General features: G+C 73.3%; 19 protein-coding genes. 13 read left to right on the top strand and 6 right to left on the bottom strand.

The genetic code is table 11. The features are described 5' to 3' along the window. Position 1 precedes the first annotated feature (1 nt). The 9 genes from FHG71_RS13100 (at position 2) to FHG71_RS13060 (ending at position 6,479) form a co-directional block, all read left to right on the top strand. The gene (locus FHG71_RS13100) at positions 2-646 is read left to right on the top strand and encodes a DUF2062 domain-containing protein (RefSeq protein ID WP_139082138.1); all 645 of its coding nucleotides are present in this window, start codon (positions 2-4) and stop codon (positions 644-646) included. A 28-nt stretch (positions 647-674) separates the two neighbouring features. Continuing rightward, complete coding sequence (locus FHG71_RS13095) at positions 675-1,424, top strand: pyridoxine 5'-phosphate synthase (protein WP_139082137.1); 750 nt, start codon at positions 675-677, stop codon at positions 1,422-1,424. A gap of 60 nt (positions 1,425-1,484) precedes the next feature. Continuing rightward, the gene (locus FHG71_RS13090) at positions 1,485-1,958 is read left to right on the top strand and encodes a hypothetical protein (RefSeq protein ID WP_139082136.1); all 474 of its coding nucleotides are present in this window, start codon (positions 1,485-1,487) and stop codon (positions 1,956-1,958) included. 172 nt (positions 1,959-2,130) lie between these two features. Next, positions 2,131-2,538 (top strand): holo-ACP synthase, encoded by a 408-nt coding sequence (gene acpS, locus FHG71_RS13085; protein WP_139082135.1) that lies wholly within the window; start codon positions 2,131-2,133, stop codon positions 2,536-2,538. A gap of 85 nt (positions 2,539-2,623) precedes the next feature. Continuing rightward, entirely contained in the window at positions 2,624-3,490 is an 867-nt protein-coding gene (gene lepB / locus FHG71_RS13080) for a signal peptidase I (protein ID WP_139082134.1), read from the top strand. Between the two features lie 5 nt (positions 3,491-3,495). After that, positions 3,496-4,554 carry a signal peptidase I gene (gene lepB, locus FHG71_RS24580; protein ID WP_139082133.1) on the top strand — a complete coding sequence of 353 codons (1,059 nt, stop codon included), beginning with the start codon at positions 3,496-3,498 and terminating at the stop codon, positions 4,552-4,554. Then, positions 4,551-5,225, top strand: a complete 675-nt coding sequence (rnc, locus tag FHG71_RS13070) for a ribonuclease III (RefSeq protein ID WP_139082132.1) — start codon at positions 4,551-4,553, stop codon at positions 5,223-5,225. The genes lepB (FHG71_RS24580) and rnc overlap by 4 nt, the downstream gene beginning before the upstream one ends. Beyond that, on the top strand, positions 5,222-6,151 hold the full coding sequence (era, locus tag FHG71_RS13065) for a GTPase Era (protein WP_139082131.1): 930 nt from the start codon (positions 5,222-5,224) through the stop codon (positions 6,149-6,151). Before rnc ends, era begins: the two co-directional genes overlap by 4 nt. After that, positions 6,141-6,479, top strand: coding sequence for a DUF1491 family protein (locus FHG71_RS13060; RefSeq protein WP_139082130.1), 339 nt, complete (start codon positions 6,141-6,143; stop codon positions 6,477-6,479). Before era ends, FHG71_RS13060 begins: the two co-directional genes overlap by 11 nt. Positions 6,480-6,863: 384 nt before the next feature. On the opposite strand, the gene FHG71_RS13055 is transcribed toward FHG71_RS13060, so the two are convergent. Beyond that, a complete protein-coding gene (locus FHG71_RS13055; RefSeq protein ID WP_139082129.1) occupies positions 6,864-7,502 on the bottom strand; it encodes a Pr6Pr family membrane protein in 639 nt (212 codons plus the stop codon). An 80-nt stretch (positions 7,503-7,582) separates the two neighbouring features. On the opposite strand from FHG71_RS13055, the gene recO reads away from it, so the two are divergent. Both recO and FHG71_RS13045 read left to right on the top strand, forming a co-directional pair. After that, positions 7,583-8,305: a DNA repair protein RecO gene (recO, locus tag FHG71_RS13050; protein WP_176559417.1), complete on the top strand. Its 723-nt coding sequence runs from the start codon at positions 7,583-7,585 to the stop codon at positions 8,303-8,305. Between the two features lie 88 nt (positions 8,306-8,393). Next, positions 8,394-9,590, top strand: coding sequence for an MFS transporter (locus FHG71_RS13045; RefSeq protein WP_139082128.1), 1,197 nt, complete (start codon positions 8,394-8,396; stop codon positions 9,588-9,590). On the opposite strand, the gene FHG71_RS13040 is transcribed toward FHG71_RS13045, so the two are convergent. From FHG71_RS13040 to FHG71_RS13020, 5 genes are all read right to left on the bottom strand, one after another. Then, complete coding sequence (locus FHG71_RS13040) at positions 9,587-10,612, bottom strand: NAD-dependent epimerase/dehydratase family protein (RefSeq protein WP_139082127.1); 1,026 nt, start codon at positions 10,610-10,612, stop codon at positions 9,587-9,589. The genes FHG71_RS13045 and FHG71_RS13040 overlap by 4 nt on opposite strands. A 54-nt stretch (positions 10,613-10,666) precedes the next feature. Then, a complete protein-coding gene (locus tag FHG71_RS13035) occupies positions 10,667-11,227 on the bottom strand; it encodes a cob(I)yrinic acid a,c-diamide adenosyltransferase (RefSeq protein ID WP_139082126.1) in 561 nt (186 codons plus the stop codon). Between the two features lies 1 nt (position 11,228). Next, the gene (locus tag FHG71_RS13030; RefSeq protein ID WP_139082125.1) at positions 11,229-11,438 is read right to left on the bottom strand and encodes a twin transmembrane helix small protein; all 210 of its coding nucleotides are present in this window, start codon (positions 11,436-11,438) and stop codon (positions 11,229-11,231) included. 88 nt (positions 11,439-11,526) lie between these two features. Next, on the bottom strand, positions 11,527-12,384 hold the full coding sequence (locus FHG71_RS13025; RefSeq protein ID WP_139082124.1) for an SDR family NAD(P)-dependent oxidoreductase: 858 nt from the start codon (positions 12,382-12,384) through the stop codon (positions 11,527-11,529). A 65-nt stretch (positions 12,385-12,449) separates the two neighbouring features. Continuing rightward, positions 12,450-13,046, bottom strand: a complete 597-nt coding sequence (locus FHG71_RS13020) for an SH3 domain-containing protein (protein WP_139082123.1) — start codon at positions 13,044-13,046, stop codon at positions 12,450-12,452. Positions 13,047-13,188: 142 nt separating this feature from the next. Here FHG71_RS13020 and FHG71_RS13015 point away from each other — a divergent pair, with 142 nt between their 5' ends. After that, complete coding sequence (locus FHG71_RS13015; protein ID WP_139082122.1) at positions 13,189-15,537, top strand: DNA topoisomerase IV subunit A; 2,349 nt, start codon at positions 13,189-13,191, stop codon at positions 15,535-15,537. Positions 15,538-15,678: 141 nt separating this feature from the next. Further along, positions 15,679-16,245 (top strand): hypothetical protein, encoded by a 567-nt coding sequence (locus tag FHG71_RS13010; RefSeq protein WP_176559416.1) that lies wholly within the window; start codon positions 15,679-15,681, stop codon positions 16,243-16,245. The last annotated feature ends 167 nt before the right edge of the window (positions 16,246-16,412 follow it).

The following is a 16,412-nucleotide window of genomic DNA, read 5'->3' as shown; positions in this document are numbered from 1 at the left end:
GATGGTCTTCCGGCGGCGCGACCGGCGCACCCCGTGGCGCATGGCGGCCGAGGCGGTCTACCCGCGCGGCGGCTACGCGCGCGCCATCGAATACATCAAGCACCGCCTGCGCCGCCTGCCCGACAGCCCCGAGAAGATCGGGCGGGGCGTGGCGGCGGGCGTGCTCATCAGCTTCACGCCGCTTTACGGATTCCACATCCTGGGGGGGCTGCTCATCGCCCGGGTGATCCGGGGCAACTACCTGGCCTCGGTGATCGGCACCTTCGTCAACAACTTCCTCACGCTCGTGCCCATCAGCGTCGCGGCCGTCTGGCTGGGCTACTGGGTGCTGGGGATGCAGCCCGACGAGGGGCTGCTGCGCGAGCTGGGCCACCTGTTCAGCGAGGCGGGGTGGGACCTGTGGCACAACGTCCGGGCCGTGTTCACCCGCGACACCATGGACTGGGCGGGGCTGCGGGTCTTCTTCCGGGACGTCTTCGTGCCCTACTGGGTGGGCGGGCTTCTCACCGGCCTTCCGGCGTCGCTGGTCTCCTACTGGCTCACCGTGCCGCTCGTGCGGGCCTACCAGGCGGCGCGGCGCAAGGCGCTGGAGGAGAAGCTCGCGCAGCTTCGCAAGCCCTCTGGCGCCGGGCCCGCGGATCGGTAGGGTGCCGCCCGTCAGGACGGAGGGGGACATGGCGGAGCGGCTGAGGCTCGGGGTCAACATCGACCATGTGGCGACGGTGCGGAACGCGCGGGGGACGGCCTTTCCCGACCCGGTGCGCGCGGCCCTGATCGCGGAAGCCGCCGGCGCCGACGGCATCACCGCCCACCTGCGCGAGGACCGGCGCCACATCTCGGACCGCGACATCGAGCGGCTGGTGGAGGCGCTGACGAAGCCCCTGAACTTCGAGATGGCCATGACCGAGGAGATGCAGGCCATCGCGCTGCGTCACGGGCCGCACGCCATCTGCGTGGTCCCCGAGCGGCGCGAGGAGCGCACGACCGAAGGGGGCCTCGACGTGGCGCGGGACGAGGCGCGGGTGGCCGCGTTCATCGCTCCCCTGCGCGAAAGGGGCTCGCGCGTGTCGCTCTTCATCGGGGCCGATCCCCGGCAGGTCGAGGCCGCCGCCCGCGTGGGCGCCGCCGTGATCGAGATCCATACGGGCGCCTACTGCGACGCCCATCACGAGGGACGCCCCGAGGAACGCGACGCGGAACTGGCCCGCGTCCGGGACGCGGCGGCGCTGGCCCACGCACTGGGACTCGAGGTCCATGCCGGGCACGGGCTCACCTACGAGACGGTGGCGCCCGTCGCGGCCATCCCGGTGATCCGGGAGCTGAACATCGGGCATTTCCTGATCGGCGAGGCGATCATGCAGGGCCTGGCCCCCGCCATCGCCGAGATGCGCCGCCGGATGGACGCCGCGCGCGAGACGCCCTGAGGCGGAACGCCGCCCCGCGCCGGCCGTTTCCCCGATGGACGGTCTGGGGGAGGGCGGCTCATGGCGGCATCGCGTCGGACGGGACTGCTGGGCCTCGCTCTGCTGGCCGGACCCGCCCTGGCCCAGGAGGTGGCGGACTGCGGCGAGACGCCGCCCGTGACCGCGCTCGTGGAGCCCTGGGAGGAGACCAGCGCGTCGCTGGGCGCGGGGGCGATCCGGCTGGCGCTGCTCCACGCCGAAGGCGAGGAGGGGGTGCGGCTTTTGGTGCTGACGCTGCCGCCCCCCGATCCCGAGGAAGCGCGGCCCGAGCCTCCGGTCCCGCGCTGCCGGATCGTGACGGAAGGGGGGCTGGGCTTCGCCGGGCTCGACCTCGCGGGGCTGGAGGTGGAGGAGAACCCGGAAACCGCCACGCTCACGGTCACCATCCCCTCGCTGGGCTTCATCCCCGAGTCGACGGCCCTTGAGGAGCGGGCGCTCTCGCTCACCTTCGGGGTGCGGGACGACGCGCTGGCGGCGGCGCTGGAGGCGCCCTAGCCGGGTGGCCCGTCGCCCGCGGGCTTCCCGGGCCCGGCGGCCCATCCCCGCCCGGCCGGGCGGGTTCGACGCCGACCCGTCCGCCCCTCGTCAGACGGGGGGCGATGCGCTAGGAACGAGGCATGACCCTTCATCCGTCCGCCCCGCCCGAGGCCTGCCCGCCGGGGATCGCATGATCCTCGGCATCGGCACCGACCTGTGCAACATCGACCGGATCGCCGGCACGCTCGCCCGCTTCGGTGACCGCTTCCGCGACCGCGTCTTCACCGAGACCGAACTGGGCAAGGCCCGTTCGCGCCCGCACGAAGCGGCGACGCTGGCCAAGCGCTGGGCGGCCAAGGAGGCCTGCTCCAAGGCGCTGGGCACGGGGCTGCGGATGGGCATCGCATGGCGCGACATGGCGGTGTCGAACCTGCCGACCGGGCAGCCGGTGATGCGCCTGACGGGCTGGGCGGCCCAGCGGCTGGCGGAGATGACGCCTCCCGGCCACGAGGCGGTGGTCCATGTCACGCTGACCGACGACCACCCCTGGGCGCAGGCCTTCGTGGTGATCGAGGCGCGTCCGCTGGCGCCCTCGTGATGGGGCCGCGGGATCCTGCGGCGATGCGCGGGTTGACTTGAGGGGGCCGGGGCGTCAGGACACCCACGGCTTGCGGGAGACGCAGATGGCATTCGGACGGGACCGCCGGGAGACGGCGGAGGAAGACCGCGGCTTCGCGGCGAGCGTGTGGGAGACCGTCAAGACGGTCTTCTGGGCCCTGCTGATCGCGGGGGTGTTCCGCAGCCTGTTCTTCCAGCCCTTCTGGATCCCCTCGGGGTCGATGAAGGACACCCTGCTGATTGGCGACTTCCTGTTCGTCAACAAGATGGCCTATGGCTATTCCTACGCGTCCTGTCCCTCGATCCCGCTGGGGGTCATCGGGCTCGACGTGGGCGCCGACGACATCTGCGGCTGGATGGACGGCGACAACACGCGCATCTGGGGCGAGATGCCCGAGCGGGGCGACGTGGTGGTGTTCCGCCATCCGGTGACGGGGCAGGACTTCATCAAACGGCTGATCGGCCTGCCGGGCGACCAGGTCCAGATGAAGGACGGCCTTCTCCACCTCAACGGCGAGCCGGTGCAGGTGGAGCCCGCGGGCGAGTTCGTCGAGGCCTACGAGCCGCAGGGCCCGCAGGGGCAGTATCCGTCCTGCCGGGACGGCGCGCAGCCCGAGGGCGGCGACTGCGTGTCCGAGCGCTACCGCGAGACGCTGCCGGGCGGGGTGAGCCACAGCATCCTCAACATCGCCGACCTGCCGCAGGACGACACGGGCGTCTTCACCGTGCCCGAGGGGCATTTCTTCTTCATGGGCGACAACCGCGACAACTCGACGGATTCACGCTTTCCGCAATCGGCGCGGGGCGTGGGCTTCGTGCCCTTCGAGAACCTCGTGGGCCGGGCCGACCGGGTGATGTTCTCGTCCGCCGGGCGGTCGATGCTGGCCTTCTGGACCTGGCGGCCCGACCGCTTCTTCGTCGGCATCGACTGAGGGCCATGGCCGGTCGGCCCCTGATCCAGCCGCTTTCGCCCTCCCGTTTCCTTCGCGACGGCCTCGACTGGACGGGGCGCACCGGGGGGCCGGCCTTCGCGGCCCTCCTGCTGGTCCTCGGCGGGCTCTGGGCGCTCTGGCGGCTGGGGCCCCTGCGGTTCGAGGGCTGGACGCGGTGGCACGAGGCCATGGCGGCGCTGCCGCTCGTGGTCTTCGCGGTGCCCGCGATGGGGCACGTGCTGCGGCGGCTCAACGACATGGGATGGCGTGGCTGGTGGGCTTGGGGCCTGGCGCTGCCCTGGGCGCGCTGGGCGCTGCTCGCGGTGCTGGTCGCGATGCCCTCGTCGCAGCGGCGGCGGCGCACCGACAGCCAGTGGCGGCTGCTCGGGATGGGGGTCGCGGGGATGCTCGCGCTGGTGCTGGCCGGAAGCCTGGTCTGGACGGCCGCGCCGGTGCGGACCCAGGCGATGAAGCCCGCGCTGCTGCCGGGGGATCTGGTGCTGGTGCGGCGGGGGCCGCTGGCGGTGGCGCGGGGCGATGTGGTGGCCTTCCGGGTCGGGGAGGAGACCGCGCCCCGCTTCGGCCGGGTGATCGCGCTGGGGGGCGAGCGGGTGGCCGTCGAGGGCGGGCTGCCGGTGATCGGCGGGGTGGCCGCGACCCGCGCCGACGCGGGCTTCCTGTCCGAGACCTTCGGTCGGCAGGGTCCCGAAGGCGTCATGCCGATCTGCGGCAACGGCGCCGTGGGCCTGGGGGCCGCCTGCCTGACGCGGCGCTTGCGGGAGGTGCTGCCCGACGGCACGGCCTATGACGTGCTGGACGCCGGGGCGCGGCCCCTGGACCGGGCGGAGGAGGTCGCGGTCCCTGAGGGCTTCCTGTATGTGCTGGGCGACCACCGCGACGCGGGCGGCGACAGCCGGCTGGCGGTGACGGTGGGGGGAACGGGATTCGTGGCGGTGGAACGGGTGATCGGACGGGTGGACATGGTGCTGGCGTCGTCCGAGGCGCGCTGGCCCTGGGACCCGCGGGGATGGCGGCCGGGCCGCCTGGGCGAGGTGGTGCGGTGAAGGTGTCGGGCACGGTGCGGACTTTGGCGGAGCGGCTGGGGCACGAGTTCCGCGATCCTTCGCTGCTGCTGCGGGCGCTCACGCACGGCTCGCGCGGGGGCGGGGGCGACAACCAGCGGCTGGAGTTCCTGGGCGACCGGGTGCTGGGCCTCGTGATGGCCGAGGCGCTGCTGGAGGCGGACCCTGAGGCGGACGAGGGCCGCATCGCGCCGCGCTTCAACGCGCTGGTGCGGCGCGAGACCTGCGCCGAGGTGGCGCGCGAGGTGGACCTGGGGGCCGGCCTCAAGCTCGGGCGGTCGGAGATGATCGGGGGCGGGCGCAAGAAGGAGGCGCTGCTGGCGGACGCCATGGAGGCGGTCATCGCGGCGGTCTACCTGGACGGGGGCCTGGAGGCCGCGCGGGCGATGATCCTGCGGCTCTGGGGCGGGCGGATCGCGGCGGCGCCCCAGGACGCGCGCGACGCCAAGAGCGCGCTGCAGGAATGGGCGCAGGGTCGCGGGATGGAGCCGCCGGACTATGTCCTGATCGGGCGCGAGGGGCCGGACCACCAGCCGCGCTTCGTGATCGAGGCGCGGCTCGCAACCGGCGAGACGGAGCGGGCCGAGGGCGCGACCAAGCGCGCGGCGGAACATGCGGCGGCGGCGGCGCTGCTCGGACGATTGGAAGGATGACGGACGTGGAAGACGAGCAAGGGCCGACGCGGGCAGGCTTCGTGGCGCTGATCGGCGAGCCCAACGCGGGCAAGTCGACGCTGCTGAACCGGATGGTCGGCGCCAAGGTGTCCATCGTCACCCACAAGGTGCAGACGACGCGGGCGCGCATCCGGGGCGTGGCGATGGAGGGGCAGAGCCAGATCGTCTTCGTCGACACGCCGGGGCTGTTCCGGCCGCGGCGGCGGCTGGATCGCGCCATGGTCGCGGCGGCCTGGGGCGGGGCGGCGGACGCGGATGTCGTGGTGCTGCTGATCGAGGCGCACCGGGGGATGACCGAGGGCGTGAAGGCAATCCTTGCGACCCTGCGGGACCGGGTCGGCAAGCGGCCCGTGGCGCTGGCCATCAACAAGATCGACCGGGTCAAGGCCGAGAGCCTGCTCGCGCTGAGCGGGGAGATGAACGAGGCCTTTCCCTTCGAGCGGACCTTCATGATCTCGGCCGAGCGGGGCTATGGGACCGAGGACCTGAAGCGGTGGCTGGGGTCGATGCTGCCCGAGGGGCCGTGGCTGTATCCCGAGGACCAGCTCGCCGACCTGCCGATGCGGATGATCGCGGCCGAGATGACGCGCGAGAAGCTGACGCTGCGGCTGCATCAGGAGCTGCCCTATGAGCTGACCGTCGAGACGGAGGCCTGGGAGGAGCGCAAGGACGGCAGCGCGCGGGTGGACCAGATCGTCTATGTCGCCCGCGAGGGGCACCGGGGCATCGTGCTGGGCAAGGGCGGCGAGACCATCAAGGCCGTGGGCCAGGCGGCGCGGGCCGAGATGGAGGAGTTCATGGGCCGCAAGGTCCACCTGTTCCTGACCGTCAAGGTCAAGGAGAACTGGCTGGAGGACCCGGAGCGCTACGGCGAGATGGGGCTCGACTTCCGCGATGGCGCCTGAGGCGCGGCTGAAGGCGGGGGTCTGGGTCGCGGCCTACCTCGCGCGGCTCCGGGTCGAGGACATCCCGGCCTTCGTGGTGCGGCGCGGCGACGAGACGGCGGGCGCGGTGCTGGTGAAATGCGCGACGCTGGACGGGCGGGCGACCGTGTTCCAGCGGAGCTTCGATCCCATGACCGGCGCGCGGACCTGGATGGTTCTGGCCGAGGGCGCGGAGCCCGAGGTGGACGAGGCCATCGCGCGGCAGAGGAAATACGACCCGGACCTGTGGGTGATCGAGGTCGAGGACCGGCAGGGGCGGCACCTTCTGGGCGAGGAGGGGCTGGAGTAGAGGCCGCAAGGGGGCTCTGCCCCCCGGCTTCGCCTCGCCCCGGGATATCTGGGGCCGAGGAAGGGGGCGGGTCGGAGCGTTTCCCGCCATCTGGGGGCATGGGGGACAGTCCTCCGGGGCTGCCCGGCGGACGCCACTCCGGGCGGGCAGGGGGCACGTGTTCGACGCGCGGCGGCTGGGGGGTGGGTTCCCCAGATGGTCCGGCGGCACGCGGGCCGGGTCCCTGCAAAGAGCGGGCCACGAAGATGTCGTCCGAGAGCGGGAGAGTTGTGTCCCGCAGGCGGTCCCGTGGCGATGCGTGCGGGATCAGGGTGCGGGACAAAGGTTAACGGTTTCTGACAGCACCGAACGGTCCTCCCCCGGCGCACGCAACACCTTGGGCGCTCAGGGACGGCTGGCGGCGGAGGCAGGGGCCCGGCGCGAGTGCGACAGGCTGACGAGTGCGAGGCCCATGAGCAGGAAGGCGAGGCCCAGGGCGACGACGGTGCCCAGCAGGCCGGACACGCCCGCGACATGGGGGTCGAGAAACGGGTAGGGATAGCTCCCCGTCAGGGCGCCACGCGCGAGGGTGAGCAGCAGATAGGCCAGCGGCCAGAGGAGCCACAGGAGCGCGTGCCGGACGGTCAGCGCAGGCCTCGGCGTGGCGAGCCACTGGGCGGCCATGAGCGCGGGCAGGGCCAGGTGCAGCGCGTGGTCGGCCCAGAGGCTCGGGCCCTGGGGCGTCCAGAGGCCGGACAGCAGGGCGTGGTAGGCGACCCCGGCCATCAGGCTCCAGACCGTGAGGCCGCCGCTCCAGCCCGGCGGGGCGGCGCGGCCGGTCAGCGCCTCGGCGCCGGTCGTGGCCGCCACGAGGAGCGCGGTCAGGATCGTGAAGTAGGACGAAAGGTGCCACAGGAGCGGCCAGCCGGCGCGTCCCAGGAACTCGGCGGAGCCCAGGGCCTGCGCCGCGAGGCCGCCCCCGGCGACGGCCGCCACGAGAAGCGACAGGAGCCGGGCGGCGGGCGTGAGTCGGGGACAGGGCATGGCGGCGCAGTTGCGGCACGCGGGGGGCCGGACGCAAGGGCTTGCCGGAGGGGGCGGGGCGCTTCACTGTCGGGGTCATGATCGAATGGCGCGACGAGGGCATCCTTCTGGCCGTGCGGCCGCATGGCGAGACCTCGGCCATCGTCGAGGCCTTCTGCCGGGACCATGGGCGGCACGCGGGCGTGGTGCGGGGCGGCGTGTCGCGGCGGATGCGGCCCTTCCTCCAGCCCGGCGTGCTGGTGCAGATGGCCTGGGCCGCGCGGCTCGACGAGCATCTGGGGCATTTCACGGCGGAGCCGGTCCGCAACCGCGCGGCGCTGGCGCTGGGGGACCGGATGGCGCTGGCGGGGATCGGAGCGGTGGCGGCGCTGCTGGGGGCGGTGCTGCCCGAGCGGGCGCCGCATCCCGGGCTCTACGACCGGACCAACGCGCTTCTGGACCTGCTGGGCGAGCGGGAGGTCTGGCCGCTGGCCTACCTTCAGTGGGAGGTGGCGCTTCTGGAGGAGATGGGCTTCGGGCTGGACCTGTCGGCCTGCGCGGTGACAGGCGCGCGGGAGGACCTGGCCTTTGTCTCGCCGCGCACGGGGCGGGCGGTGAGCTGGGCGGGGGCAGGCGAGTATGCGCCGCGCCTGCTGCCGCTGCCGCCCGTCCTGCGGGGCGAGGGGGAGGCGGACGCCGAGGCGATCCGCGCGGCGCTGGGCGTCACGGGGCATTTCCTGACGGAGCGGCTGCTGCCCGAGGGCAAGGGCCTGCCCGCGTCGCGGGAGCGGTTGGTCGAGGCGATCGCGCGCGGCGAGGGCTGACGGAAAGCGGCATTCCGTGTCGCGGGCGGTGATGACCGGGCCGCCGGGGCAGAGCTAGCTGGAGGCGTCCAGCGGATCGTTTTCCCCCATGACCAGCCTTTCCGTCAGCGTCCCTGCCGCCGTGCGCCCGCGCGCGCAGGACTTCGCGCTTCTCTTCGGGCTCGAATCGGCGGTGCGGGGGGTGCTGCTGTCGGCGGTGCCGCTGGTGATGTACCGGCTCTGGGGCGAAGGGACGGTGGTCTCGGCCTTCTTCCTCCTCGTGGGGCTGGGGTCGCTGGCGGCGGGGCTGCTGGTGCCCTGGGCCACGCGGGTCGTGGGGCGCGCGCGGATGATGGTGGGGGCGGGCGGGCTCTATCTGCTGGGCGCGGGGCTTCTGCTGACGGCGGACCCGTGGCTCACGGCGCTGGCCATGCTGGTCAACGCGGTGGCGACGGTGACCTTCTGGATCTGCCTGTCGGCCTATGTGCTGGACCACGTGGCGCGGGAGGACCTAGCGCGGAACGAGACGCTGCGGCTGGTCTACAGCGCGACGGCCTGGACGGTCGGGCCCTTCGCGGGGGTGCTGCTGCTGGACTGGTGGCGGCCGGCGCCCTTCCTGCTGGCGGCGGGATTCGCGGTCGTGACCACGGGGGCCTTCCTGCGGCTCGATCTGGGGGACGGCAAGGCGGTGGGCGCGGCCGGGACAGGACGGCCGCTGGCCTATCTGCGCCGCTTCGTGCGGCGGCCCCGGCTGGTGGCGGGCTGGGCCTTTGCCGTGATCCGGTCCTGCGGCTGGTGGGTGTACATCGTCTACCTGCCGCTCTTCTGCCTGGAGTCGGGGATCGACGAGCGGGTGGGCGGCGCGGCGGTGTCGGTGTCGAACGGGATGCTGTTCGCCACGCCGCTGATGCTGCGGCTGGTCGGGCGCTGGGGCGTGCGGGGGGCGGTGCGGGCGACCTTCGGCTGGTGCGCGGCGCTGTTCATGCTGGCGGCGCTGGTGGCGGGGGGCGCGCCCTGGGCGGCGGTGGGGGCCCTCGTGCTGGCGTCGAGCGGGCTCGTGATGCTGGACGTCTGCGGGTCGCTGCCGTTCCTGATGGCGGTGAAGCCGTCCGAGCGGACGGAGATGGCGGCGGTCTATTCGAGCTTCCGCGACGTGTCGGGCATCCTGAGCCCGGCGGTGGGGGGCCTCGTGCTGGTGGTGGCGCCCGTGGCGGCCACCTTCGCGGTCACGGGGGCGGCGATGGCGGCGGCCTGGGGGCTGGCCGCGACCGTGCATCCCCGGCTGGGGGCGCGGCGCGGGCCCTAGGCGAGGCCCTGCTCGATCAGGCTGCGCGCGGAGGCGAGGAGCGCCTCCTCGGGCGGGATGAAGTCCATGCCGAAGAGGCGGCGGGCCTTGGCGTTCGACACGAGGTCGCGCCCGCCCAGGAAGCTCGCGGCGGTGCGCATGTCGGGCAGGGCGAGGGCCAGCGCGCGGATGAGCCAGTCGGGCGCCTCGCGCGTGGGGATGCGGCGGTCGGGGTAGGCCCGCTTCAGGATGCGCGCCATCTCGGGCATGGGCAGGAGGCCCGCGGAGGCGATGACGCGCTCGCCCTCGGTCGCGGGAAGCGCGAGGGCGCGGACGTGCATCGCGGCCACGTCGCGCACGTCCACGGCGGCGAAGTTCAGGCGCGGGACCAGGGGGTCCCTGGCCCGCAGGAGCCGCTGGACGAGGGCGACGGAGGTGCCGGACTGGCGGTCGAGCAGCGGGCCGAGGACCACGCTGGGGTTGATGGCGGTGAGCCGGAGGCCTCGGTCGCGGGCGAGGTCCCAGGCGGCGCGCTCGGCCAGCGCCTTGGAGGCGTAGTAGGGCGTTACGCCAGGGGCCTCGAGGTCTAGCCAGGTGGATTCGTCCCGCATCTCGCGCGAGCCGGGATTGACGATGGCGGCGACGGAGGAGGTCAGGACCACGCGGCGGACGCCCGCGTCCGCGGCGGCCGTGAGCGCGCGGCGGGTGCCCTCGACGGCGGGGCGGATCAGCACCTCGGGGTCGCGGGGCTGGTTCAGCGGGAAGGGCGAGGCGGTGTGGAGGAGGGCCTGCGCGCCCTCCATCGCCTGCGCCCAGCCCGCGTCCGCCGTGAGGTCTGCGGTGGCGAAGGTCAGGCGGCCTTCGGCCTCGGGGGGCAGGCCGGGGAGGACGGCGGCGCGCACCTCGGCCTCGCGCGAGGGCGAGCGGAGGGTGGCGCGGACCGCGTGACCGTCTTCGAGGAGGCGGCGGGCTATGTGCTTGGCGATGAAGCCGCTAGCGCCCGTGAGGACGACGAGCGCGCCGGGCGGGACGGGTTCTGGCATCGGGGCCTCCGGTCCGGGGATCGGAGGCAGCCTAGCAAGCGAGGCGACCCGCGCCTAGCGGTTCGCGCCGGGCACCCAGAGCACGTCCGAGCGGCCGCCGTCGTTGGCCATGCGGGCCGCGACGAAGAACCAGTCCGACAGGCGGTTGAGGTAGCGGATCGCGGCCGGGTTCACGGCGTGCTGCTCGGAGAGCGCGACGACCAGCCGCTCGGCCCGGCGGGCGACCGTGCGGCAGAGGTGCAGATGCGCCGAGAGCGCCGTGCCGCCGGGCAGGACGAAGGAGCGCAGGGGCTCCAGCCGGGATGTCATGGCGTCGATCTGCGCTTCGAGCCGGTCCACCTGCCCGTCGCTGACGCGGAGCGCGGTGCCCTCGCCGCCTTCGGGGCGGCAGAGGTCGGCGCCGAGGTCGAAGAGATCGTTCTGGATGGCGGCGAGGTCGGCGTCCACGGGGGTTCCCTGCGCCTGGAGCCGCGCGAGGCCGAGGGTGGAGTTCAGCTCGTCCACGGTGCCGTAGGATTCGACGCGCAGCGCGTGCTTGCGCACGCGGGTGCCGTCGCCCAGCGCCGTGTCGCCCGCGTCGCCGGTGCGGGTGTAGATCTTGCTCAGCACGAACATGTCAGGTCCCCCGTCCGCGCAGGAACACATAGAGAAGAATGAGCGCGATGGCGGCCGCCTGCGCATAGATGCGCCATCGCATGATCTTGTTGGCGTTGCGGCGGTTGAAGTCGCCGCCCCGTCCGAAGCTTCCCACCCCGAAGAGCAGGATGCCGAGCACCAGAAGCACCGCCGCCACGACGAGGTAGAAGAGAGGATCGCTGAAATCCATGAGCCGCTCCCGCTTGGGTCAGGCAGGGTTTAGCGGAGCGCGCGGCGAAGGGAAGGGCGCCTTTGGGCAGTGTCTCTTCCTTGCGGCCTCAGGCCCGGCCGACCACCCATTCGACCGCGCGGCCGGGCAGGAGGCGGCGCATCCAGCCCACGGCGTGGGTGGGGGCGGTCACGTAGTAGCGCGCGGCGGGCCGAGGCGATTCGAGGATCTGGAGCAGCCGCTCGGTCACGGCGGCCGGGGGCAGCTCCCAACGGTCGGGGCCCCGGGATTCGTAGAGGCGGTGGAGGATCTGGCTGTATTCGTCGGCGCGGGGCGAGGCGCGCCAATCGATCCAGCGCTCGAAATGCGGGATCGAGTTCTGGCGCAGCTTGGAGGTGACCGGGCCGGGCTCGATCAGCGCGACCTGGATGTTGGCGGAGGCCATCTCCAGCCGGAGGACCTCGGTCAGGCCCTCGATCGCGAACTTGGTGGCCGTGTAGGCGCCGCGCCACTTGGCGCCGACGAGGCCCAGCACCGAGGAGCAGTTGACGATGTGCCCGTGGCCCTGTCGGCGCATGACGGGGATCGCGCGGCGGGTGAGCTCGTGCCAGCCGAAGAGGTTGGTCTCGAAGATGGCGCGCAGGCCGTCGGTGGGCAGGTCCTCGACGGCGCCGGGCAGCGCGATGGCGCCGTTGTTGAAGAGCGCGTCGAGCGTGCCGCCCGTGGCCTCCAGCACCTCGGCCAGGGCCGCCTCGATGGAGGCGGGGTCGGTGTAGTCGAGCCGGGGGCTGTGGAAGCCCTCCATGCGCAGGCGCTGGCAGTCCTCCTCCTTGCGGCAGGCGGCGAAGACCTGCCAGCCGCGCCCGCGCAGCGTCAGGGCGGCGTGGGCGCCGATGCCCGACGAGCAGCCGGTGATGAGGATGCTGCGCGGGCGCGCGGCGGGGGCGGGGGCGTGGTCAGCGGGCATGGCGGCTCCGAAAGTGGAGGGTTGCGGTTCCCTTAGCCCGGCGCGGGGGCGCCCGGAAGGAGGGCCTAGCCCTCGGGGCCTGCAAGAAAGCGTGCGGACATCCAGCCCTCGGTCCCGTCGGGCGTGCGGATGCGGACCCAGCCGCCGTCCTGGCCCAGGACTTCGGCGGTGTCGCCTTCGCCCACCTGCGCGACGACGCCGTTCCCGGTGCCGGGGCCGGAGCGGACGTTGACGCGGGTGCCGGTGACGCGGCGCAGGTCGGCGCCCGCGTTGGCCGAGGCGGCGGCGACGGTGACGCCTTCGGGGGCCGCGCGCGGCGCGTCGGGGGCGAGGAGCGCCAGTACGTCGGCGGCGAGGATGGGCTGCTCGGGCAGGGGCTCGGGGGCGTCGTCCACCAGCGCCTCGGTCGTGTCGGCCGGGACCGGGGCGGGCTCGGGATCGACGGCGGCGGGGACCTCGGGCGGGTCGGCGGCCGGATCGGTGGCGGCGGTGGGGGCCACGGCGCTCACCTCGTCAAGGAGGCGGGCGGGCTCGGGCGCGGCGGGGGCGACGGGCTCGGGGGCCTCGGCGCGCTGGCGGGGCTCGAAGTCCGAGCCGCCCGAAAGCGCCCAGTAGGCCCAGGCCAGGGCCACGAAGGCGAGGGGGAGGAACAGAAGTCTCACGAGCGTCTCCTTGGGGGCAACGTCGGAAAGGGGCCGCCGGAGAGTGTAGGGCGCGGGGGGCGTCCCGGGGAGGGCAAATTCTTTCCGTTCGTGCTTTGTTCTGATGCTTGTGCCGTGAGGCGCCGGGCTTTAGATCAGGAACATGACCGATGAGCCCCCCATCCCCGAGGGCGCCGACGACGGCGCCGAGGCCACGCTCCTGGTGACGGAGCCGCTGCGCCGCGCGATCGGCGAGCGCTACCTCACCTATGCGCTGTCCACCATCATGCACCGGGCGCTGCCGGACGCGCGCGACGGGCTCAAGCCCGTGCACCGGCGCATCCTGTTCGCCATGCGCGAGCTGCGGCTGACGCCCACGTCGGGGTTCCGCAAATCGGCCAAGATCTCGGGCGACGTGATGGGGAACTACCACCCCCACGGCGACGCCGCGATCTACGACGCGATGGCGCGGCTCGCGCAGGACTTCAACGTCCGCTACCCGCTGGTCGAGGGGCAGGGCAACTTCGGCAACATCGACGGGGACAACCCGGCGGCCGCCCGCTACACCGAGGCGCGGCTCACGCCCTTGGGCGAGGCCCTGATGGAAGGGCTGGACGAGGACGCGGTGGATCTGCGGCCGAACTACGACGGGACGCTCCTGGAGCCCGTCGTGCTGCCCGCGCCGGTGCCGCACCTGCTGGCCAACGGGTCGTCGGGCATCGCCGTGGGGATGGCGACGAGCATCCCGCCGCACAATCTCGACGAGCTGCTGGGCGCCTGCCTGGAGATGATCAAGAAGCCGGACCTCGGGGACGAGAAGCTCCTGGAGCTGATCCCCGGGCCCGACTTCCCGACCGGGGGCGTGCTGGTCGAGCCCCCCGAGGGGATCGCGCAGGCCTACCGCACGGGGCGCGGGGCCTTCCGGCTGCGGGCGCGCTGGATGGTGGAGGAGCAGGGGCGCGGCGTGCGGCAGATCGTCGTGACCGAGATTCCCTATCAGGTCCAGAAATCCAAGCTGATCGAGAAGCTCGCGGAGATCGTCCAGACCAAGAAGATCCCGGCCCTGGCCGACGTGCGCGACGAGAGCGCGGACGACGTGCGGATCGTGCTGGAGCCGAAGTCGCGCAGCGTCGATCCCGAGATGCTGATGGGCATGCTGTTCCGGCAGTCGGACCTGGAAGTCCGCGTGCCGCTCAACATGAACGTGCTGATCGACGGGCTGACGCCCAAGGTGTGTTCCCTGCGCGAGGTGCTGCGGGCCTTCCTCGACCACCGGCGGGACGTGCTGCTGCGGCGGTCGCAGCACCGGCTGGAGAAGATCGACCGGCGGCTGGAGGTGCTGGGGGGCCTCCTCATCGCCTACCTCAACCTCGACCGGGTGATCGACATCATCCGCTACGACGAGGACCCCAAGGCCGCGCTGCAGGCCGAGGACTGGGACAAGCCCCGCGCCAGGGCGCGGTCGGAGGCCGACTACGTGTCGCCGCTGCCCGCCAAGGGCGAGGTGGTGATCCCACCGGGCGTGGGCATGACCGAGGTGCAGGCCGAGGCGATCCTCAACATGCGGCTGCGCAGCTTGCGGCGGCTGGAGGAGATGCAGCTCATCGCCGAGCGCGACGCGCTTCTGGCCGAGCGGGGGACGCTGCTCGCGCTGCTGGAGGACGAGGGCCTCCAGTGGAAGGCGATCTCGGCGGACCTCAAGGAAAGCCGCAAGCGGTTCGGGGCCAAGGCCCCCGGGGGTGCGCGGCGCACGACGTTGGCGGTGGCGGCCGAGACGGCCGACATCGCACCCGAGTCGATGATCGAGCGCGAGCCGGTGACGGTGGTCCTGTCCGAGATGGGCTGGGTCCGCGCCATGAAGGGCCATGTCGAGGGCGAGGGCCTGCGGTACAAGGACGGCGACAAGGCGCGCTTCCTGCTGCGGGCCGAGACCACGGACAAGCTTCTGGTGCTGGGCGCCAACGGGCGGATGTTCACGGTGCCGGTGGCCTCGCTGCCGGGCGGGCGCGGCATGGGCGAGCCCCTGCGGCTGATGATCGACCTCGACGCGCCGGTGGTGGGGGTGCGGCTGCACCGGCCGGGCGGGCGGCTGATCGTGGCCTCGGACGCGGGCGACGGCTTCATCCTGTCCGAGGACGAGGCGCTGGCGCAGACGCGCGCGGGCCGCGTGGTGCTGAACCTCCCCGAAGGAGCGAAGGCCGGGCACATGGTCCCCGTGGCGGGCGACCACGTCGCCTGCATCGGGCAGAACCGCAAGATGCTGGTGTTCCCCGTGGCCGAGTTGCCCGAGATGGGGCGCGGCAAGGGCGTGCGGCTGCAGGCCTTCAAGGATGGCGGGCTGTCGGACCTGGTGACGCTAAACCTGGCCGAGGGGCTGACCTGGAGTTTGGAGGGCGGCAAGACGCGGCGCGAGCCGGACCTGTCCGAGTGGCTGGGCAAGCGCGGGCAGGCGGGGCGCATGGCGCCGCGCGGCTTCCCGCGCGACAACCGCTTCGCGCTGCCGGTGGGGTAAGGACAGGACCGGCCGGGGCCTGTTCCCTCCGCGTCGCGGGGGGCGCATCCTCGGCCGGCCAGCGCCGGTCCGAATTCCGGGACATGGTCGGGCGCTCCGTGCTATGTCGGGAACAGGCTCACCCACGGAGGCGCGGCGATCATGGGTCGGACGGGGCGCGGACAGGGCATCTCCTGGCGGAGGCTGGGCTGGGGCGGGGCAGTGGCGCTCCTGCTGCTGCCGCTGGTGGCCATGCAGGTGACCGGAGAGGTCGACTGGACCTTGTCCGATTTCGTGGCCGCGGGTGTCCTGCTGGGCGGCGCGGGCCTTCTTCTCGAACTCGCGCTCCGGCGCACGAGCGGCCCCGCCGAACGCGCCGCCACCGGGCTTGCGCTCGCGACCGGGCTGTTGCTGGCCTGGGTCAACGGGGCCGTCGGCCTGATCGGGAGCGAGGGGAACCCCGCCAACCTCCTTTATGGCGGCGTGCTGGCGGTCGGCCTTCTCGGGGCCCTGGCCGCGCGGCTGCGGCCCCGGGGCATGGCGCGGGCCATGGTGGCCACGGCGCTGGCGCAGGTGCTGGTGCCCCTGGTCGCGCTGGGCGGCGGGCTGGGCGTGACCGGGCCGGTTTCGGTGGGGGACGTGCTGATGGGGACGGGTCTCTTCGCCGGGCTCTGGCTTCTCTCGGCCTGGCTGTTCGGCGCGGCGGCGCGGCCCGGGGCCGCGGCCTGACCCCGGGCCGGCGGGCCCCCTTGCGCTCGCCCCCACGATTCCATAAACGGCGCGCGGACGCGCGGACCCGTTCGGGGCTCCGCCCAAACAGGATGGCATCATGGCGAAGGCGAAGTTCGAGCGGAACAAACCGCACGTGAACATTGGGACCATTGGTCACGTGGACC

The organism is Rubellimicrobium roseum (genome assembly GCF_006152145.1).
GTDB classification, from domain to species: Bacteria; Pseudomonadota; Alphaproteobacteria; order Rhodobacterales; family Rhodobacteraceae; genus Rubellimicrobium; species Rubellimicrobium roseum.
This window is presented reverse-complemented; position numbering and strand designations above follow the sequence as displayed.

Excerpts from the sequence above, each read along its gene's own strand:
- FHG71_RS13030 (WP_139082125.1), bottom strand. The coding sequence starts at position 11,438 with ATGGATTTCAGCGATCCTCTCTTCTACCTCGTCGTGGCGGCGGTGCTT.
- FHG71_RS13055 (WP_139082129.1), bottom strand. The coding sequence starts at position 7,502 with ATGCCCTGTCCCCGACTCACGCCCGCCGCCCGGCTCCTGTCGCTTCTC.
- acpS (WP_139082135.1), top strand. The coding sequence starts at position 2,131 with ATGATCCTCGGCATCGGCACCGACCTGTGCAACATCGACCGGATCGCC.
- era (WP_139082131.1), top strand. The coding sequence starts at position 5,222 with ATGACGGACGTGGAAGACGAGCAAGGGCCGACGCGGGCAGGCTTCGTG.
- FHG71_RS13090 (WP_139082136.1), top strand. The coding sequence starts at position 1,485 with ATGGCGGCATCGCGTCGGACGGGACTGCTGGGCCTCGCTCTGCTGGCC.
- FHG71_RS13035 (WP_139082126.1), bottom strand. The coding sequence starts at position 11,227 with ATGTTCGTGCTGAGCAAGATCTACACCCGCACCGGCGACGCGGGCGAC.
- FHG71_RS13015 (WP_139082122.1), top strand. The coding sequence starts at position 13,189 with ATGACCGATGAGCCCCCCATCCCCGAGGGCGCCGACGACGGCGCCGAG.
- FHG71_RS13100 (WP_139082138.1), top strand. The coding sequence starts at position 2 with ATGGTCTTCCGGCGGCGCGACCGGCGCACCCCGTGGCGCATGGCGGCC.
- lepB (WP_139082133.1), top strand. The coding sequence starts at position 3,496 with ATGGCCGGTCGGCCCCTGATCCAGCCGCTTTCGCCCTCCCGTTTCCTT.
- FHG71_RS13010 (WP_176559416.1), top strand. The coding sequence starts at position 15,679 with ATGGGTCGGACGGGGCGCGGACAGGGCATCTCCTGGCGGAGGCTGGGC.
- FHG71_RS13045 (WP_139082128.1), top strand. The coding sequence starts at position 8,394 with ATGACCAGCCTTTCCGTCAGCGTCCCTGCCGCCGTGCGCCCGCGCGCG.
- FHG71_RS13025 (WP_139082124.1), bottom strand. The coding sequence starts at position 12,384 with ATGCCCGCTGACCACGCCCCCGCCCCCGCCGCGCGCCCGCGCAGCATC.
- FHG71_RS13040 (WP_139082127.1), bottom strand. The coding sequence starts at position 10,612 with ATGCCAGAACCCGTCCCGCCCGGCGCGCTCGTCGTCCTCACGGGCGCT.
- FHG71_RS13095 (WP_139082137.1), top strand. The coding sequence starts at position 675 with ATGGCGGAGCGGCTGAGGCTCGGGGTCAACATCGACCATGTGGCGACG.
- FHG71_RS13060 (WP_139082130.1), top strand. The coding sequence starts at position 6,141 with ATGGCGCCTGAGGCGCGGCTGAAGGCGGGGGTCTGGGTCGCGGCCTAC.
- lepB (WP_139082134.1), top strand. The coding sequence starts at position 2,624 with ATGGCATTCGGACGGGACCGCCGGGAGACGGCGGAGGAAGACCGCGGC.